This is a genomic window from Rhodoferax saidenbachensis (genome assembly GCF_001955715.1).
GTDB classification, from domain to species: Bacteria; Pseudomonadota; Gammaproteobacteria; order Burkholderiales; family Burkholderiaceae_C; genus Allorhodoferax; species Allorhodoferax saidenbachensis.
Genome location: NZ_CP019239.1, coordinates 3,174,419 through 3,191,564, shown reverse-complemented (window position 1 = coordinate 3,191,564; position 17,146 = coordinate 3,174,419). Strand labels below are relative to the sequence as shown.

The 17,146-nt window shown below is 62.2% G+C and carries 17 protein-coding genes; 7 read left to right on the top strand and 10 right to left on the bottom strand.

What is annotated here, in order from left to right; all coding sequences use genetic code 11:
- Positions 1-215 precede the first annotated feature (215 nt).
- Both RS694_RS15235 and RS694_RS15230 read left to right on the top strand, forming a co-directional pair.
- Positions 216-773: an HNH endonuclease gene (locus RS694_RS15235; protein ID WP_029707131.1), complete on the top strand. Its 558-nt coding sequence runs from the start codon at positions 216-218 to the stop codon at positions 771-773.
- Between the two features lie 9 nt (positions 774-782).
- Complete coding sequence (locus tag RS694_RS15230; protein WP_029707132.1) at positions 783-1,184, top strand: methylglyoxal synthase; 402 nt, start codon at positions 783-785, stop codon at positions 1,182-1,184.
- 6 nt (positions 1,185-1,190) lie between these two features.
- Here RS694_RS15230 and RS694_RS15225 read toward each other — a convergent pair whose 3' ends face one another.
- The 4 genes from RS694_RS15225 to RS694_RS15210 all read right to left on the bottom strand — a co-directional run bounded on the left by RS694_RS15225 (position 1,191) and on the right by RS694_RS15210 (position 5,243).
- Positions 1,191-2,024 (bottom strand): SDR family NAD(P)-dependent oxidoreductase, encoded by an 834-nt coding sequence (locus tag RS694_RS15225; protein ID WP_029707134.1) that lies wholly within the window; start codon positions 2,022-2,024, stop codon positions 1,191-1,193.
- Positions 2,021-3,136, bottom strand: coding sequence for an acyl-CoA dehydrogenase family protein (locus tag RS694_RS15220; RefSeq protein ID WP_029707135.1), 1,116 nt, complete (start codon positions 3,134-3,136; stop codon positions 2,021-2,023). The genes RS694_RS15225 and RS694_RS15220 overlap by 4 nt, the downstream gene beginning before the upstream one ends.
- A gap of 104 nt (positions 3,137-3,240) precedes the next feature.
- Entirely contained in the window at positions 3,241-4,422 is a 1,182-nt protein-coding gene (locus RS694_RS15215; RefSeq protein WP_029707136.1) for an acyl-CoA dehydrogenase family protein, read from the bottom strand.
- A 119-nt stretch (positions 4,423-4,541) separates the two neighbouring features.
- Complete coding sequence (locus tag RS694_RS15210) at positions 4,542-5,243, bottom strand: YceH family protein (RefSeq protein ID WP_051391826.1); 702 nt, start codon at positions 5,241-5,243, stop codon at positions 4,542-4,544.
- 19 nt (positions 5,244-5,262) lie between these two features.
- On the opposite strand from RS694_RS15210, the gene purN reads away from it, so the two are divergent.
- On the top strand, positions 5,263-5,856 hold the full coding sequence (gene purN, locus RS694_RS15205) for a phosphoribosylglycinamide formyltransferase (protein WP_029707138.1): 594 nt from the start codon (positions 5,263-5,265) through the stop codon (positions 5,854-5,856).
- Positions 5,857-5,904: 48 nt separating this feature from the next.
- Here the strand turns inward: purN and RS694_RS15200 are convergent, their stop codons facing one another.
- The 5 genes from RS694_RS15200 to xopAW form a co-directional block, all read right to left on the bottom strand.
- Positions 5,905-7,107, bottom strand: coding sequence for an ABC transporter permease (locus RS694_RS15200; protein WP_029707139.1), 1,203 nt, complete (start codon positions 7,105-7,107; stop codon positions 5,905-5,907).
- On the bottom strand, positions 7,107-7,862 hold the full coding sequence (locus RS694_RS15195; RefSeq protein WP_029707140.1) for an ABC transporter ATP-binding protein: 756 nt from the start codon (positions 7,860-7,862) through the stop codon (positions 7,107-7,109). The genes RS694_RS15200 and RS694_RS15195 overlap by 1 nt, the downstream gene beginning before the upstream one ends.
- Complete coding sequence (locus RS694_RS15190; protein ID WP_029707141.1) at positions 7,859-9,205, bottom strand: efflux RND transporter periplasmic adaptor subunit; 1,347 nt, start codon at positions 9,203-9,205, stop codon at positions 7,859-7,861. Before RS694_RS15190 ends, RS694_RS15195 begins: the two co-directional genes overlap by 4 nt.
- 48 nt (positions 9,206-9,253) lie before the next feature.
- Positions 9,254-10,690, bottom strand: a complete 1,437-nt coding sequence (locus RS694_RS15185) for an efflux transporter outer membrane subunit (RefSeq protein ID WP_081708600.1) — start codon at positions 10,688-10,690, stop codon at positions 9,254-9,256.
- Between the two features lie 158 nt (positions 10,691-10,848).
- Positions 10,849-11,670 (bottom strand): XopAW family type III secretion system calcium-binding effector, encoded by an 822-nt coding sequence (gene xopAW / locus RS694_RS15180; RefSeq protein ID WP_029707143.1) that lies wholly within the window; start codon positions 11,668-11,670, stop codon positions 10,849-10,851.
- A 226-nt stretch (positions 11,671-11,896) separates the two neighbouring features.
- Here xopAW and RS694_RS15175 point away from each other — a divergent pair, with 226 nt between their 5' ends.
- Positions 11,897-12,634 (top strand): response regulator, encoded by a 738-nt coding sequence (locus tag RS694_RS15175; protein ID WP_029707144.1) that lies wholly within the window; start codon positions 11,897-11,899, stop codon positions 12,632-12,634.
- A 140-nt stretch (positions 12,635-12,774) separates the two neighbouring features.
- The gene (locus RS694_RS15170; protein WP_076069782.1) at positions 12,775-13,833 is read left to right on the top strand and encodes a HAMP domain-containing histidine kinase; all 1,059 of its coding nucleotides are present in this window, start codon (positions 12,775-12,777) and stop codon (positions 13,831-13,833) included.
- A 61-nt stretch (positions 13,834-13,894) separates the two neighbouring features.
- On the opposite strand, the gene RS694_RS15165 is transcribed toward RS694_RS15170, so the two are convergent.
- Entirely contained in the window at positions 13,895-14,128 is a 234-nt protein-coding gene (locus RS694_RS15165) for a DUF1653 domain-containing protein (protein ID WP_029707146.1), read from the bottom strand.
- A 74-nt stretch (positions 14,129-14,202) separates the two neighbouring features.
- Between RS694_RS15165 and RS694_RS15160 the strand changes: the two genes are divergently transcribed.
- Both RS694_RS15160 and RS694_RS15155 read left to right on the top strand, forming a co-directional pair.
- On the top strand, positions 14,203-15,474 hold the full coding sequence (locus RS694_RS15160) for an RsmB/NOP family class I SAM-dependent RNA methyltransferase (protein ID WP_029707147.1): 1,272 nt from the start codon (positions 14,203-14,205) through the stop codon (positions 15,472-15,474).
- A gap of 141 nt (positions 15,475-15,615) precedes the next feature.
- Entirely contained in the window at positions 15,616-16,830 is a 1,215-nt protein-coding gene (locus tag RS694_RS15155; RefSeq protein ID WP_029707148.1) for a DesA family fatty acid desaturase, read from the top strand.
- The last annotated feature ends 316 nt before the right edge of the window (positions 16,831-17,146 follow it).

Here is a 17,146-nt window from a genome sequence, read left to right as displayed (position 1 = left end):
CACAGAAACAGGGTATATTGTGACTCAGCGGGGCAGTGGTGTGTGCCAAGGGCCCTTGCGAATTTCCCGCCGGGCCGCCCCAAGGGTTCACGAAGTGTGGCGGAGCCAAATTAGCCCCCTCGGGGGGCAGCGACCCGCGTAGCGGTGGAGCGTGGGGGCGGAGAGACATTTTGCAGACTGTGTTGGTGGTTTTGAACCGTTGATGGAGGCGTTGCGTGAAAGTCTTGAAGTTGTCGGCCCAAGGGCTGCCCCAATCGTGGATTTCGCTGGAACAGGCGGTGGTGCACTACGCGTCAAACGAAGTGCGCTGGGAGTCTGGCGGCGAGGTCGCGGTGTTCCACGGTGGCCACAATGCGGTCACTGGGCTGCAGTCCATCATCAAGGTCAACAGCATCATTGGCACGCGCGGCGTACCCAATATCAACCCCTTCAACCTGCGTCCGGGCCTGACCAACAGCAAGCTTTTCATCCGCGACCGCAATGTGTGCGCCTACTGCGGTAGCCGCTTCCACGAGAGCGACCTGACCCGCGAGCACATCATTCCTTTTGCCCAGCAGGGCATCGACACCTGGATGAACGTGGTCACGGCCTGCCGCCCGTGCAACCACCGTAAGAGCCATCGCACACCTGAGCAAGCCAACATGCCGCTGCTGTACACGCCGTATGTGCCCAGCCTCTGGGAAGACTTCATCCTGCGCAACCGCCGCATCCTGGCGGACCAGATGGAGTTTTTGATGTCGCATGTGCCGAGCTCCAGCCGTTTGTTGATTTAGCATGTGGGCATGACCCAAGCCCCTGCCCAACATCGCCCACCCCGCATAGCGCTCATCGCGCACGACCACAAAAAAGACACCATGGTGGAACTCGCCCGCGAGTTCGCCCCGTTCCTCACGCAATGCACGTTAAGCGCCACCGGTACCACGGGCCGGCGTTTGATTGCCGAAGTGGGCCTGACAGTTGAGTGCATGCTCAGTGGCCCCTGGGGCGGTGACCTGCAAATCGGCTCACGCCTGTCGCAGGGTGAGGTGGATGTGGTGATCTTCCTGCGCGACCCGATGACACCGCAGCCCCACGAACCCGACATCAACGCCCTGGTGCGCGCCTGCGATGTGCACGACGTGCCCTGCGCCACCAACCTGTCTTCCGCACGCCTGCTGCTCAAGCAACTGGCAGCGCGGGTGTGAACAGACCTATTTCATCCGGTCCAGCCCGAACAGTCCGCGCATCTTGTCGTCGAGCATGCGGGTGGGCAGCAGGCGTTTGAGCAAGGGCAAGCGGGTGCTTTGCGCACCGTGCCGGCTGATGGCCGGTGGCGGGCTCGCCAGCAGGTCGTCCACCACCTGAGCGGCAAACTGCTTGGCCGGTGTAGCGCCGCTTTGTGAGAGTTGGGCGCGTTTTTCGATGAACTTGGCAATCGGCTGGTACAGCGACTGGGCGGGTAACACCACCTTTTCCTGCCCTGCATTGCCGAAGTTGGAAGCGATGCCACCGGGCTGGATGGTGACCACCTGGATACCCAGCGGGCCCAGTTCCATACGCATGGCGTCACCAATGGAGTTGAGCGCGGCCTTGCTGGCGCAGTAGGCACCGGCGAATGGCGTGGTGACGATGCCGGAGATGCTGCTCACGTGGGCCACGCAGGCCAGCGCGCTTTTGCGCAGCAGGGGCACAAAGGCCTGGGTCACCATGACGGGCGCCACCACATTGGTCTCAAACTGCGCACGCAGGTCGGCGGCACTCAGGTCTGTCATCGCGCCAAACTGGCCGTAGCCTGCGTTGTTGATCAGCAGGTCGATATGGCCATGGCTGGCCTGCACGCTGGCCACTGCCTGGGCGATGGAGGCGGGGTTATTCACGTCCAGTGCCAGCGTGGTCATGCCAGCGGCTGCATGGGCCGCGATGCTGTCGAGCTTGCGCGCGGTCGCAATGACCTTGTGGCCACGCGCATGGAACTCCTGCGCCAGTGCGGCACCGATGCCGCTGGAACAGCCGGTAATCAGTACCGTGCGCGCGGCGGAAGTCATGCGAACGCTCCAGCGGTGTCCTGCATGCGGGCAGACACTTCACCGAGGTGGTGCAGGCTGTCACCAAAGGTCATTTCCATTTGCGTCAGGCGCTTGAAGTAGTGGCTCACGATGTATTCGTCCGTCACGCCAATGCCACCGTGCAACTGCACAGCCTGCTGGCTGACAAACCGCATGCTTTGGCCCAGCTGGTACTTGGCGCGGGCCATCGCGGCGCGGCGTTCGGGGGCAGGGGCGTTGAGCTTCAGGCTGGCGTAGTAGCTCATCGAGCGGGCCAGTTCCAGTTGCATCTTCATGTCGGCGGCGCGGTGGCGCAGGGCCTGGAAGCTGCTGATGAACACGCCAAACTGCTTGCGCGTGTTCAGGTATTCGGCGGTGATGGCCATGGTCTTGTCCATCACACCCACGGCTTCAGCGCACAGCGCGGCAATGCCGATGTCCACGGCGTGTTCCAGTGCGGTCAGGCCATCGGTTGTGACCAGTGTGGCGGGCGCGTTTTTCAGCGTGACTTCTGCGGCGCGGCCACCGTCTTGCGTGCCGTAGCCGCGGGTGGTGACACCGCTGGATTTGCGCTCTACGAGGAACAGCGCGATCTGGCTGTTGATCTTGGCGGGAACCAGAAACGCATCGGCCTGGTCACCCACGGGTACTATGCTTTTCGTAGCGTTCACCACATAACCACCGGGGGCTTGCGTGGCTTTTGCTTCACAGACGTCAAGCTTGTAGCGGGCTGCGCGCTCCTGGTACGCCAACACTACCAGCGCTTCGCCGCCGGCAATTTTGGGCAACCAGGCGGCCTTGGTGGCGGCATCGGCGTAACCGGCGATCACGGCACCGGAAATCAGCGACTGGGCCAGCGGCTCCATCACGATGCCGCGCCCCAGCTCCTCCATCACCACCATGCCTTCGACAGGGCCCATACCCAGACCACCATCGTCTTCGGGCACGTACAAGCCAGTCAGGCCGAGTTCGGCAATCTCGGTGAAGGCAGCGCGGTCAAAGCCGCCTGCCTTTTCAATCGCGCGGCGGCGCTCGAAGGTGTAACCCTTGTCCACCCATTTGCGCACGGCGTCGCCGAGTTGAACCTGGTCGTCAGAAAAATCGAAATCCATTTTGTCTTCCTTTTACCGTTCGCCCTGAGCTTGTCGAAGGGCATTGGTGATGTTTGTTACAGGGCTTCGACAAGCTCAGCCCGAACGGGAGTTGCTTGCTCGGTTCAGCCAAGAACAACTTGCGAAACAATGCCGCGTTGCACTTCGTTGGAGCCGCCGTAGATGGTGGTCTTGCGCAGATTGAAGTAGGTCGATGCCAGTGGTGCGTTGCCCAATGCTCCGCCTGGGAAGTCGCCTTGCCAGCCGGCTTCCATCGCCTCGCGGATCAACGGGATCGCGTAGGGGCCGGCGGCCAGCATCATCAGTTCGCTGTAGCGCTGCTGGATTTCGCTGCCGCGGATCTTCAGCAAGCCTGCCACGTCCAGCGATTGTTTGCCCGATGTCTCTGCGGCCAGCACGCGCATGACCATCATTTCGAGGGCGATCACGTCCACTTCGAGCTTGGCCACTTCGTCACGGAAGCGTGTGTCGTCCCAGAGGCCTTCGGCCTTGGCGATGCGTTTGAGGCGCTCGAGTTCGCGCTTGGTGCGGTTCACATCGGCAATGTTGGTGCGCTCGTGCGAGAGCAGATGTTTGGCATAGGTCCAGCCCTTGTTCTCTTCACCAATCAGGTTCTCCGCCGGTACTTCGACGTTGTCGAAGAACACTTCGTTCACTTCGTGGCCACCGTCCAGCATGATGATGGGGCGCACGGTGACGCCAGGCGATTTCATGTCGATCAGCAGGAAGGAGATGCCGGTTTGTGGCTTGCCTTCGGTGCTGGTGCGGACCAGGCAGAAAATCCATTCGCCGTACTGGCCCAGCGTAGTCCAGGTCTTTTGGCCGTTGACGATGTACTTGTCGCCCTGGCGTTCGGCGCGGGTTTTGACCGAGGCCAGATCGGAGCCGGAGCCTGGCTCGCTGTAACCCTGGCTCCACCAGACTTCGCCACTCGCGATGCCTGGCAAAAAGCGCTTTTGCTGCTCGGCATTGCCAAACGCTATGATGACCGGGGCCACCATCACCGGGCCGAAAGGAATCACGCGTGGCGCACCGGCCAGCGCACATTCTTCTTCAAACAGGTGTTTCTGGATGGAGTTCCAGCCCGGGCCGCCAAATTCCTTGGGCCAGGCGTGTCCCAGCCATCCCTTTTTACCCAGGATCTTGGCCCAGCGCTGCAGGTCGTCACGGGTCAGGTGCAGGGCGTTGTGCACCTTGTGGGAAATGTCTTTGGGCAGGTTCTCTGCCACCCAGGCGCGAATTTCTTCGCGGAATTTTTGTTCTTCGGGGGTAAATGCCAAATCCATGGGGGTCTCCGATAAAAGTCTTTTTTAGCTCCAGCATGACAAGCCCTGCGGGCACTTGTCAGCTTGCGCTGAAACCGGGAGCGCTGTGCGCATTCCCCGGTTTTAGCACGGGCGTTCGTTTATGCCTGTCCAAACGGCGACAAGCCGAGCTCGGTGCACAGTTTTTGCATGGCTTCGCGCAATTGGAGCACTTCCTCCTCCAGCCGCGCAATGCGTTCCAGTGCGGTGGCGTTGCTGGCACTCGCGGCGCCTGGGGTCGCCGCGCCGGCCTCCACCGGGCCGCACAACAAATGCGCCCAGCGCTGCTCCCGGGCTCCCGGTGCTTTGGGTAGTTTCACTGCCAGCGGCCCACCTTTGGCCTGCGCGCGCTCCTGTAGCTCTTCCAGAAATCCTTCGACCGACGAGACGTCGGCAAACTTGTACCAGCGCTCGCTGTTCAGGCGCAGCTCTGCGGCCGTTTGCGGCCCGCGCAGCATCAGTAGGCCCAGCAGCACAGCGGATTGCTCGGGCACACCCACGCCGCGCTGGAAGTTGTGCGTAAAGCGGACCGTGCGCCCGCCACTGGTTTCGTGCACCAGGCCGGCTTCCTTGAGTTTTTCCAGTGCGCTGACCACGTCGGCTTCGACCAACTCCATGAACGGCTCGCGGCTGGTTTTCTGGTTGCAGCCCAGTAGCAGCGCGTTGAGCGACAGCGGGTAGCTGTCGGGCACGGTACGGGCTTTTTCCATCAGTGTGCCCAGTACGCGGGCTTCTATGGCATCCAGTTGCAGGGGTGCGGGCGCGTCGTTGGAGGTGGAAGGAGAGTCGTTGGCAGAGGGCATTGTCATAATTCGGGCCGGTATGAAAAACATCGTCATTTTGATCTCAGGCGGCGGCTCCAACATGGCGGCCATCGTGGATGCGGCCCGGCGCGACAACTGGCAAGACCTTTACGGCGCCCGTGTGGCCGCAGTCATCAGCAACCGCGCTGATGCGCAGGGCCTGCAGTTTGCCCAGGCGCAGGGCATTGCGACAGAGACGCTGGACCACAAAGCCTTTGCCTCACGGGATGCATTTGACGCGGCCTTGATGGAAGTGATAGACCGTTTTGACGCGCCCGATGCGCCTGTGCTGGTGGTGCTGGCCGGTTTCATGCGCATTCTCACGCCGGGTTTTGTGGCGCATTACGCCGGGCGGCTGGTGAATATCCACCCCTCGCTCTTACCCGCATTCCCCGGGCTGAACACGCACCAGCGCGCGCTGGACGCTGGCTGCCAGGTGGCCGGTGCCACGGTGCACCAGGTCACCGCCGAGCTGGACCATGGCGCGACGCTGGCGCAGGCCGTGGTGCCGGTGTTGCCGGGTGACACGGCAGCCACGCTGGCGGCCCGGGTACTGAGCCAGGAGCATCTGCTGTACCCGCGTGCGATTGCCGAATTGCTATCAAAAAAGTAGCTGCTTGCGCAATTGCAGCGGGGGCTACAGCCCATTTTTACCTATAAATCACTCGTGGCGCAGGGCTTCGATCGGGTCCATGCGTGCCGCGCGCCGTGCTGGAAAATAGCCAAACAACACCCCAATACCGGCCGAGAACACAAACGATAAAACGTTCACGCTCAGGTTGAACACATACGGCACCTGCATCACGCTGGACAGCAGGATGGACGCCACGGTGGCCAGCACAATGCCCACCAGCCCGCCCAGCGACGACAGCACCACGGCTTCGATCAGGAATTGCAGCAGCACCTCGCGCTCCAGTGCGCCAATGGCCAGACGCAGGCCGATTTCGCGGGTGCGTTCGGTCACGCTGACCAGCATGATGTTCATGATGCCAATGCCACCCACCAGCAAACTCACCGCGGCCACCGCGCCCAAGAGCGTGGTCAGCACCTTGGTCGTGCCCGACAGCGTGTCGGCCAGTTGTTTGGTGTCCAGCACATTGAAGTTGTCTTCGTCACCATCGGCCAGCTTGCGCCGCTCGCGCAGCAGTTGCGTGAGGCTCGCTTTCAGGCGCGTGGAATCGCTCTCGTCGGCCATGGAGACCAGCAGCGTGTTGACACGGTTGTTGCCGGTGATGCGGCGTTGCAGCGTTTTCATCGGCACCAGCACTACATCGTCCTGGTCGTTGCCGAAGCTGCCCTGACCTTTGGACGCCAGCACGGCGACGATTTCGCAGGAGATTTGTTTGACGCGCAGCTGTTCGCCCAAAGCGGAGCGTGAACCATAGAGCTCGCGCCGCACCGTCTCGCCAATCATGCACACCGCGGCACCGGCTTGCAGCTCGGCGTCACTGAACTCGCGTCCACTGGCTAGCGTCCAGTTGCCGGTGGTCAGCCAGGCGTTGGTGCTCCCCACCACATTGCTGCTCCAGTTGCGGCCATTGGCCACCAGCGTGGCAGAGCTGCGTGCCTCGGGTGCCACGGCGGCAATGCCACCGATCTGCCCGGCGATGGCATCCGCATCGGTGTCTTTGAAAGCTGGGGCACCACCCACACCTGGACCCATGCGCTGGCCGGGGCGGATCTGCAGCAGGTTGGTGCCCAGGCCGGCAATCTGGTTTTGCACGGCCAGCGTGGCGCCGTTGCCCAACGTCACCATCGTGATCACGGCACTCACGCCAATCACGATGCCCAGAATGGTCAGGAAAGAGCGCAACAGGTTGCGCCGGATGGAGCGCAATGCGAGCCAAAGGGTGTTGAGCAGCATCAGGGAGCCTCTGCCAAAGCGGTGGTCTGCGGCATGGTGGTGTGGCCAAGCGCCGTGGGGTGTTCGTTGGGGATGTCACTCTCCACCACGCCGTCCACAAAACGCACGATGCGCTTGGCATAGGCGGCCATGTCGGCCTCGTGGGTGACCATCAGCACGGTAATGCCCAAGTTCACGTTCAGGCCCCACAGCAAGTCCATGATCTCGCCGCTGCGTTTGGTGTCCAGATTGCCGGTGGGTTCATCGGCCAGCAGCACGGCGGGCTCGGTGACGATGGCGCGGGCAATCGCTACGCGCTGCTGTTGCCCGCCGGACAACTCTGCGGGCGTATGGTGTTCCCAACCCGCCAGTCCGACGGATGCCAAGGCCTTGCTCGCTGCCGCACGGCGCGCGCTGGCGGATTCACCGCGGTACAGCAACGGCAGTTCCACGTTCTCCTGCGCCGAGGTGCGTGCCAGCAGGTTGAAGCCCTGGAACACAAAACCCAGAAAACGCCTGCGCAAACGCGCGCGCTGGTCACGCGACAGGCTCTCCACATGCACGCCGTTGAACAGGTATTCGCCGGTGGTGGGGCTGTCCAGGCAGCCCAGCGTGTTCATCGCGGTGGATTTGCCCGAACCGCTGGGGCCCATGATGGCCACAAAGTCACCCGCCGCAATGTCCAGATCTACCCCTTTGAGTGCTTGCAATGCGGTGGCGCCTTCGCCGTAGGTTTTGGTGACGCCGCGCAGGGAAATCAGTGGAAGCGCAGTCATGGTGCTTTGCCACTGCGTTGGTCAGTGATCACCTGCACGCCCGCCTGCAAATCACCGCCGGTGATTTCGGTCATGCGCCCGTCGGTGATACCGGTGGTGATGGCCACCGCCACAGGGATGCCTTCACGCAACACCCACACCTGTTTGCTTGGGCTGCTGCCCCCGGCCGATTTGGCGCGCTGTCCGTTGCGCGGCATACGTGGCATCAGGCTGCCAACAATGCCGCCGCCGCTGGATGCCGCACCGGCCGCGCTGCTGGCGCCATCGGCTGCGGCAGGGCTGAAGCGCAATGCGGTGTTGGGCACCAGCAGCACGTTGGTTCGTTCGGTCGAGGTGATGGTGCTCGATGCTGTCATGCCTGGGCGCAGCGTCAGGTCGCTGTTGTTGACTTCGAGTTGGGTGAGATAAGTGACCACGTTGTCGGTGGTGGTGGAGCCATAGGCCACGCGGGTGGTGGTTGCGGGGAATTTGCGCGATGGATAAGCGCTGACGGTGAATGTCGCCTTTTGCCCCACCTGCACCGAGCCCACATCGGCCTCGTCGATATTCACCTGCAGGCGCAGCTTGCTCAGGTCCTCTGCAATCGTGAACAGGGTGACGGCTTGCAGCGATGCGGCCACGGCATTGCCGGGGTCCACCGTGCGGCTGAGCACCATGCCGTCGATGGGGGAGCGGATCGAAGCTTTGGAGAGGTTGGTTTCATCGGTAGCGGCGGTGGCTTGGGCTTGCGTGACATTGGCGCGGGCGCTGGCTTCGTCGGCCAGTGCGCGGTCCAGCGTGGCGCGGCCAGTGTCCAGCTCGGCCTTGGAGGGCACCTTGCCGCCCGACAGGCGGGCTACTTCTTCCAGCCGCGCAAAGTTGCTACGTGCTTCTTTCACCGTAGCGGCGGATTGCGCCACCGCCGAGTTGGCAGCGCCCAATGCGGCGCGCGAACGGGTCACCTGGTCGTTGAGTTTGGCGGTGTCCAGCTCCACCAGTACCTGGCCTTTTTTGACCTTGTCATTCACGTCCACCAACACACGCAGCACCGTGCCCGATAACTCACTGCCGATACTCACCAAGCGAGTAGGTTGCAATGTGCCGTTGGCTGCCACCGTGAGTGTCAGGTTGCCCTGGCCTACGGCTTCTGTGACGTACACCGGCGCGGCATTGGCTTTGCTGCGCGCTTGCCAGAAAAAGAACACGCCCACAGCCAGCAAGACGGCGATTACGGTGGCCCACACCGTAGTGCGGCGCCACCAGACCTGGGCGGGCGCTTCGTCCAGCAGAGCCTGTACGGCAGCGGTGGAGGGCAGGGCGCGGTTGGCGCCGTTGCCGGAGGTGGAATCGGGTGGGTTGTTCATGGTGGCGAAGAGCTTGCAAAAATAGTTAATAAGGGGCGTGTGCGGGGATCAGACCCAGCCCCCGCCCAGTGCCTTGTACAGGCGCACATGGTCGGAGCTGATGCTGGCGCGTGCGCTGGCCACAGCGTCTTGTGCGCTCATCACGGTGCGCTGGGTTTGCAGCACCACCTGGAAGTCAATCAGCCCGCTGGCATACCGTTGCTGGGCCATCAGGGCGGCGTTGGCAGACGCCTCGGCGGCGGCCTCTAGCCGCACCAGGCGCGCCCGGTCGCCGCGCAGGGCCACCAGCGCGTCTTCCACATCCTTCAGCGCGGTCAGCACCACGGTCTGGTAGGCCACGCGGGCCTGTTCCAGCGCAGCCTCCTGCGCGCGCACCTGGGCTTTGGCGGCGCCGCCGTCAAACAGCGGAACCGACACACTGGCGAGCAGTGAACTGACGACGGTCGCGCCGCTGCTCAACCCAGCCAGCGTCAGCGCATTGAGCCCGACGGAGCCACCGATGGAAAAGCTGGGGTAACGCGCTGCGTCGGCCGCCGACACACGGGCCAGCGCGCCGGTGATGCGGTGCTCGGCCGCGCGGACATCGGGCCGCTGGCGCAGCGTTTGGGCGGGTATCGACAGCGCCAGGTTGTCGGGCGCCAATGGGATGGGCTGGGTCGCTTCCAGTTGCGCCTGCAGTGCGTCGGGCGCCTGACCCGTCAACAGCGCGAGTGCGTGCCGTGTCTGCGCAATGCTGGATTCCAGTGAGGGGATTTGTGCACTGGTCTGCTCGGTGGACGTGCGGGCCTGTTCGACTTCCAATGACGTGATCAACCCGGCCTGCGCGCGCCAGTCGGTGAGTTGCAGAGTCTCCTGCTGGCTGGCCAGGTTGCTGATGGCAATGGCTAATTGGGCCTGCTGGCCGCGCAACTGGATGTAGTTCAACGCCACCTCGGCAGCCACGGACACCTGCACGTCGCCCAGCGAAGCCTCAGAGGCCAATGCGTCGGCCTCGGTGGCATTCAGGCTGTTGCGTTTGCCGCCAAAGATGTCGGGCTCCCAACTGGCGTCCAGCCCGGCACGGAAGCTGTTGGTGGCGGCGTTGCTGTCGGTCTGGCTGCGTTGTGCAGACGCGGAGCCGTTGGCGCCGGGCAGCATGTTGGCGTCTTTGACATCGCGCAGCGCACGCGACTGCTGCAACGCCGCTTGTGCGGTGCGCACACTGGTATTCGCTTGCAGCGCCTGGGTGACCAGTGTGGTCAGCAAAGGATCGTTAAAGCCCTGCCACCACTGGGCCAGCGCAGTCGGGCTGGTCGTGCCTGCGTTGGATGCCGCCGTGGACCAACTGGTTGGCACAGGCGTTGTGTCAGGGCCCAGCGCACGCTGGGGCAGCCAGGAGGCACAGCCGGACAGGACCAGCGGAAGTGTCAGGGTCCAGGCCAGCGCATGCAGACGTAGCGGCGTGGGGTGGGCAAAGGGCGTGTAGTGTGGTTTTGGCGTGGGCATGGAACGTTCAATGTACGGCACCACACCGCTTTGGACTGTTCGGTGAAGCACACTGCCCATTGTCCCGATGCGAATGTGGCTGCCATGTCTTCAGCGTAAAGATTCGTGAAGGTCCCACCGTGGTGCAGTGCCGCCACGGTGGGATGCACTAGGCAACGTCAGGCCATGGCACTGAGCGTGCTCTGGTTTTGTTGCGTCCAGCCGTTGGAGAGCTGTGCATACAACTGCTTGGCCAGTTTGGCGATGTCCAGGCTGGCGCTGTTGTCGGCAGCGTCACCCGATGCAGCGGTCGACGCGTTCTGGATCTCGCCGACCAGGCGTTCCAGTTCAGACACCGTACCGTCCTGGTTGGTATCCAGCGTGTCGTAAGTGGTGGTGTTATCCGCAGAGGCCGACTTGCTGCCCCCCGCGCCGCCGGGTCCACCCGGCCCGCCCGCGGGTGGGGTGCCACCGCCTTGGGCCGCTTTGTCAGGACGGCCAGCCGCAAACTCCGACTGGGTGAGTTTGCCGTCGCCATCGGAGTCCAGCTTGCTGAAGGCTTCTGTAGCGTCTTTACCCGTGTCGGACTTGATCTTGTCGGTCAGGACGGTGAGCTCGCCCTTGTCGACGCTGCCATCGCCGTTGGTGTCGAGCTTGGCAAACAGATCGTCGGACGGCTCACCTTGCGCGCCGGCGCGTGCCTGGGCGAAGTCCACGGTGGACGATGGTGCTGGCATCAGGCTTTGCATGCCCTTGGACAGCTCGTCGCTGTTGAGCTGGCCATCGCCATTGCTGTCCATAGTGCTGAATGTCTCGTCAGCGCTGCCGCTGATGCTGACACCGGTTTTCTTGCTGATGTCACTCAGCATGGTTTGCAGTTCTGCCTTGTCAACGCCGCCACTGCTGTCGGTGTCAACTTTGGCGAACATCTTGGCCTGTCTTTGGGTGTTCAGTGCGGCCCAAGCATTGCTTGAGCCACTGACACCATTGATGGAGCTCATGGTGAATCCTTTCTGGGTTGGAGTGCGATGTCACCCAGCCCAAAGCAGGCGTGAGGCGACAGGTCCATTCTTGGACACGTGCGTAACGCTGTTTTGTCCGCTTTGTACCGGCCTTGGTACAAAAGCCGGTGGGTAAGCGCTAACAGGCACGGCATTCCCGGTCTTTTCTAAACCTCAAAAAGACAGGTTTTCCCTACACTGATTTGCTTCCAAGGACGTTTCACCGATGCAATCCGCCGCCCATATCCTGATCGTGGATGACGACACCGAGATCACCAGTCTGCTGGGGGAATACCTGACACGTTTCAACTTCGTCGCCCACGTGGCCTGCGACGGTGACAGCATGCGTACCCAACTGGACAGCCATCCGATCGATCTGGTCGTGCTGGACGTGATGCTGCCCGGAACCGACGGCCTGGTGCTGTCGCGTGAAATCCGCCAGCACTCGCGCCTGCCGGTCATCATGCTCACGGCCCGCTCCAATACCTTTGACCGAGTGGTTGGGCTGGAAAATGGTGCCGATGACTATGTCAGCAAACCCTTTGAGCCGCGCGAGCTGGTGGCACGCATCCAAACGGTGTTGCGCCGCGCAGCGCAAAGCGATGCTGCATCCAACCCGGCGCGCAGTGACGTGGTGTGTTTTGACGGCTGGGAGCTGCACCGTGAAGACCGTTGCCTGACCTCGCCCACCGGGCTGGTGGTGGCGTTGTCCAACGCAGAGTTCCGCCTGCTGACCACCTTTTTGCAAACGCCGCGCCGCCTGTTCAGCCGCGACCAGTTGATGGAGCAGGCACGGGGCCGCGCCATGGATGCGTTTGAACGCAGCATTGATTTGCTGGTTTCGCGCCTGCGGCAAAAGCTGGCCGATGATCCGGACGAACCTTCGATGATCAAGACGGTGCGGGGCGCCGGCTATATGTTCAACGTGCAGTCGGTGCAGGGGCGTATGGCGTGGCGGGCCTGATATCGCCCCCACACTCCGCCGACGCGCGGCCCAGGAACCGTGCATGGCGTATTGCCGCAACGCCCTCGCATCTGCGGCTGCAGAGGCGAGAGCGTATCGCCGCCCTCCGAAAGGGGCGCACGTCCCCTTGGGGACGGCCCGTGGGGAAAATTCCCTTCGCGCGGCTTTTGCCCAGCACCCTGTTTGGGCGTCTGGCGCTGTTGTTGATCGTTGTTGCAGTGAGTAGCCATGTGCTGGCGTTGACGCTGATGTTCGAGATCATGCCGCGTCCTCCGCATACGGAATTTCCGCGCAGTGCGCCGCCGGCCCCACCACCGATGTTCCACATGGGTTTGCTGCTCGATATTGCGGTGCGTCTGGGGGCATTGCTGCTGGCTGCCTGGGTGGGGGCCAAATGGTTGTCCGAACCCATACGCCGCCTGGCGGGTGCAGCGCGCGAGCTGGGCCGCGATATCCACCGTGCCCCGCTGCGCGAGGAGGGCACCACCGAGTGCCGTGAAGCTACGCGTGTCTTTAACCAGATGCAAAGCCGCATCCGACAGCAACTGGAACAGCGTGATCAGTTTGTGGCCGCTGTATCACACGACCTGCGCACCCCGCTGACGCGCCTGGCCCTGCGTGCCGAAGGCCTGCAGGATGCACAGGAGCGCCAGCGGTTTGGCCGCGACATTCTGGAGATGGACGCCATGATCCGCGCCACGCTGGACTACCTGCGCGGTGCGGCCGACCCCGAACCTCTGGTGCTGCTGGATGTGGGGGCACTCGTAATGAGCATGGCCCACGACTGCCAGGATTGTGGTCAGGATGTCCAGGTCACGGGCGCCATCACCGTCCGGCCGGTGCGCGCCCAGGTGTCGGCCTTGCGCCGCTGTCTTGCGAATCTGGTGGAGAACGCGGTGCGCTACGGGGTGCGCGCACGCATTCGTGTGGCGGACACGGCGCAAGGGGTGCGTATCACGGTGCACGACGACGGCCCTGGCATTCCGACGGACGAACTGGACAAGGTGTTGGCCCCGTTTTACCGGTTGGAAAGCTCCCGCAACCGCAACAGCGGCGGCGTTGGTCTCGGGCTGGCTACGGCCAGCGACATCGCCCAGCGGCACGGCGGTAGCCTGCATCTGACCAACGCTCCCACGGGCGGGCTGGCGGTCACGCTCATGCTGCCCTGCAATGCGACCGAATCGCCAGCAGGGGCGTGAATTGCTATTTAATCAGTAGCGGCTTGCGCAATACCCATAGGGGCTAGCGCCACTTTTAGCGTTAAATTTTGGTGAAACGGGGTTGGGCGATGCCGTTGATGACCACGGTCTCCAAAAACATCGCCGCCGGGCGTACCCACAGGCCATGTTCGCCGTACAGCGCGCGGTACAGGGTCATGGGTTCCAGCGTCTCGCTGTGGCGTACGGTGTCCAGTACGTCGTATTCCATGCCCTTGTAATGGCGGTAACGGCCGGGTGGAGTGGTGATCAGAGGGGGGAGTTTTTCTTCGCTCATTCGTAAGCCTTTAGGTGGCGTGCTGCGGTGTGTGCCTGGGGGCTGTTCGGCCGCGCGTGGGACAATCCTAGCCTATGCATCCAAAAGCCCTGCTTGACGCCTGTTCCGAACTGGTGCGTCTGACCCTCAAATTTGACCACCCGGCGGACGCCATCGTCTCCCGTTTTTTCCGCGAAAACCGGGGCCTGGGGCCGCGCGAACGCGCCACGCTGGCCGAAACGGTCTACACCGTGCTGCGTAAAAAGCTGCTGTTTGACCATCTGGCCCCTTCGGGCAGCGGCCCCAAAGAACGGCGTCTGGCGATTCTGGGCTTTTACGGCCCCGGTGATTTCCTGCGCAGCGCGCTGACCGAGCAGGAGATCAACTGGCTGGACCAGTGCGAAAAGGTCAAGCCAGAAGATCTGATGGAACGCCACCGCCACAACTTGCCTGAGTGGTTGGTACAGCCGCTCAAGGACCAGTTGGGTGACGAATTCTGGGCGCTGGCTCAAAGCATGAACTTGGGCGCTGGGCTGGATTTGCGGGTCAACACCTTCAAGGCCAAGCGCGCAGATGTGCAAAAAGACCTGGCCAAATCCGGCATCAAGGCTGTGCCCACGCCGTACTCCCCCTGGGGCCTGCGCATTGCGGGCAAACCTGCGCTCAACAAACATGAAGCCTTTGTGCGTGGTGATTTCGAGGTGCAGGACGAAGGTTCGCAGTTGCTGGCCATGTTGCTGGACGCCAAGCGCGGCGAGATGGTCGTCGATTTTTGTGCAGGTGCGGGCGGTAAGACGCTGGCCATAGGCGCTGCCATGCGCAGCACGGGCCGCTTGTATGCCTTTGACACCTCCGCCGGGCGGCTGGACTCCTTCAAACCGCGCATGGCGCGCAGTGGCCTCTCCAATGTGCACCCGGCGGCCATTGCCCACGAGCGCGATGACCGGGTCAAGCGTCTTTCGGGCAAAATTGACCGTGTGCTGGTCGATGCGCCTTGCACCGGTATGGGAACCTTGCGCCGCAATCCTGATCTCAAATGGCGCCAGGACATGAAGGCTGTGGAAGAGATGGCCGTCATACAGGCGTCCATTCTGCAAAGCGCCTCCCGCATGGTGAAATCGGGTGGGCGTTTGGTTTACGCCACCTGCAGCGTCCTGCCGCAGGAAAATGAGGCCATCGCCGAAGCCTTCAGCGCTGCGAATCCGGATTGGACGCCTTTGCCGGCGGCTGAAATCCTGACGGGGCTCAAGGTGGAAAACGCCCAATCCTTGTGCAGCGGCGGTGAAAATGGCGGGCAATTTCTGCGTTTATGGCCCCACAAACATCAGACGGATGGATTTTTTGCTGCAATTTGGGAAAAGAAGTAAATACTTTGACGAAAGTTAAAGCTTTTTAAGTTCAGGGTTATTTGACTGGTCAAAACACCCGGGGTCCATTAAAATCAGGGACTGACTAGGGCACCGTCTCTAGTAACTATTACTAATCCTCGTTGTGAGAGTGGTTGAACTATGTTGTTACCCGACTGGGCTGTGCTGAACGCGGCGATTGAATGGCTTGCCCACGGCATGTGGGACATCGCTTGGTGGCAGATCGTTCTGTTCACCTTGGCCATGACACACGTCACCATGATCAGCGTGACCGTGTTCTTGCACCGCCACCAGGCCCACCGCGCGCTGGACCTGCACCCCATTGCTTCCCATTTCTTCCGTCTGTGGCTGTGGCTGACGACCGGCCAGGTGACCAAGGAGTGGGCTTCCATTCACCGCAAGCACCACGCCAAATGCGAGCAGGCGGACGATCCACATAGCCCGCACGTGTATGGCATCAAAAAGGTGCTGTTCGAAGGTGCTGAGCTGTACCGCGCCGAGTCCAAGAACAAGGAAACCATGGCCCGTTTTGGCCACGGCACACCGGACGACTGGATCGAACGCAATCTGTACACCCGCTACTCTTGGCAGGGCGTGGGCTTGATGATGATCATTGACTTGGCCCTGTTCGGCGCTGCCGGTCTGGCCGTTTGGGCCTTGCAAATGGCATGGACCCCGATTACCGCCGCCGGCATCATCAATGGCGCTGCCCACTATTGGGGTTATCGCAATTTTGAAGCTGCGGACCAAAGCCGCAATATTTCCCCTTGGGGCATCATCATTGCCGGTGAAGAGTTGCACAACAACCACCACACTTACCCCACGTCGGCCAAGCTGTCGGTCAAGCCCTACGAGTTTGACATTGGCTGGATGTACATCACCATGATGCAAGCGGTCGGTCTGGCCAAAGTCAAGAAAACACCACCCAAGGCCGCCTATGGTGATATTCGCCCAGTGGCCGATGAAAAGACACTGGAAGCTCTGATCGCCAACCGCTACGAAATCATGGCCGCTTACGCCAAGGGTGTGCGCCAGGCAGCCCGTGATGAGTTCGAATCGGTCAAAGCCCGTAGCGCTGACGCTGCTGTTGTGAAGGCTGCCAAACGCTGGATGCACCGCGACGAGGAAAAAGTGCCTGCTGCTGCGGCTCCCCAACTGGCCCAAGCCCGTGCAGTGTCTCCCGTACTGGACAAGATGGTGACCATGCGCGAAGAGCTGCGTCAGATGTGGCTCAACACCCATGTGTCGCGCGAGCAGTTGGCCAAGGACCTGCAAGCCTGGTGTCACCGTGCGGAAGAGAGCGGCATTGCCGCTCTGCGTGAGTTCTCCCTGAAGCTGCGCGCAGCCCGCGTTTAAGACGTCCCTCGCTTCTCCCAAAAGCCCGCCTTGTGCGGGCTTTTTTGTGCGCGCGTGGTTTGTGGGTTGAGGTCTTGTGCGCGCTCCAGAGCAGTCTGGGTGTACGTTTTGCTGCGTGTCCCCCGGCCTTCGGCCTCCTCATTTACCTACGCAAAACGCACACCCCGACTACTCTTGCGAAGTGCTGGTGTACCAAAGGCATTGGATTCACTTCGCGCGGCCAAGCCCCATCTGCTGCGGGCAAAAGAAATGCCTCCGCTCAATCACCCAAAAAGTGCGGACGTAAAAAAGCCCGCACAGGGCGGGCTTTCCTGGG

What these genes read in the sequence shown, in the direction of transcription:
- xopAW (WP_029707143.1), bottom strand. Translation starts at nt 11,670, where the DNA reads ATGAGCTCCATCAATGGTGTCAGTGGCTCAAGCAATGCTTGGGCCGCA.
- RS694_RS15200 (WP_029707139.1), bottom strand. Translation starts at nt 7,107, where the DNA reads ATGCTGCTCAACACCCTTTGGCTCGCATTGCGCTCCATCCGGCGCAAC.
- RS694_RS15190 (WP_029707141.1), bottom strand. Translation starts at nt 9,205, where the DNA reads ATGAACAACCCACCCGATTCCACCTCCGGCAACGGCGCCAACCGCGCC.
- RS694_RS15155 (WP_029707148.1), top strand. Translation starts at nt 15,616, where the DNA reads ATGTTGTTACCCGACTGGGCTGTGCTGAACGCGGCGATTGAATGGCTT.
- RS694_RS15195 (WP_029707140.1), bottom strand. Translation starts at nt 7,862, where the DNA reads ATGACTGCGCTTCCACTGATTTCCCTGCGCGGCGTCACCAAAACCTAC.
- purN (WP_029707138.1), top strand. Translation starts at nt 5,263, where the DNA reads ATGAAAAACATCGTCATTTTGATCTCAGGCGGCGGCTCCAACATGGCG.
- RS694_RS15215 (WP_029707136.1), bottom strand. Translation starts at nt 4,422, where the DNA reads ATGGATTTGGCATTTACCCCCGAAGAACAAAAATTCCGCGAAGAAATT.
- RS694_RS15210 (WP_051391826.1), bottom strand. Translation starts at nt 5,243, where the DNA reads ATGCCCTCTGCCAACGACTCTCCTTCCACCTCCAACGACGCGCCCGCA.
- RS694_RS15160 (WP_029707147.1), top strand. Translation starts at nt 14,203, where the DNA reads ATGCATCCAAAAGCCCTGCTTGACGCCTGTTCCGAACTGGTGCGTCTG.
- RS694_RS15220 (WP_029707135.1), bottom strand. Translation starts at nt 3,136, where the DNA reads ATGGATTTCGATTTTTCTGACGACCAGGTTCAACTCGGCGACGCCGTG.
- RS694_RS15165 (WP_029707146.1), bottom strand. Translation starts at nt 14,128, where the DNA reads ATGAGCGAAGAAAAACTCCCCCCTCTGATCACCACTCCACCCGGCCGT.
- RS694_RS15230 (WP_029707132.1), top strand. Translation starts at nt 783, where the DNA reads ATGACCCAAGCCCCTGCCCAACATCGCCCACCCCGCATAGCGCTCATC.
- RS694_RS15185 (WP_081708600.1), bottom strand. Translation starts at nt 10,690, where the DNA reads ATGCCCACGCCAAAACCACACTACACGCCCTTTGCCCACCCCACGCCG.
- RS694_RS15225 (WP_029707134.1), bottom strand. Translation starts at nt 2,024, where the DNA reads ATGACTTCCGCCGCGCGCACGGTACTGATTACCGGCTGTTCCAGCGGC.
- RS694_RS15175 (WP_029707144.1), top strand. Translation starts at nt 11,897, where the DNA reads ATGCAATCCGCCGCCCATATCCTGATCGTGGATGACGACACCGAGATC.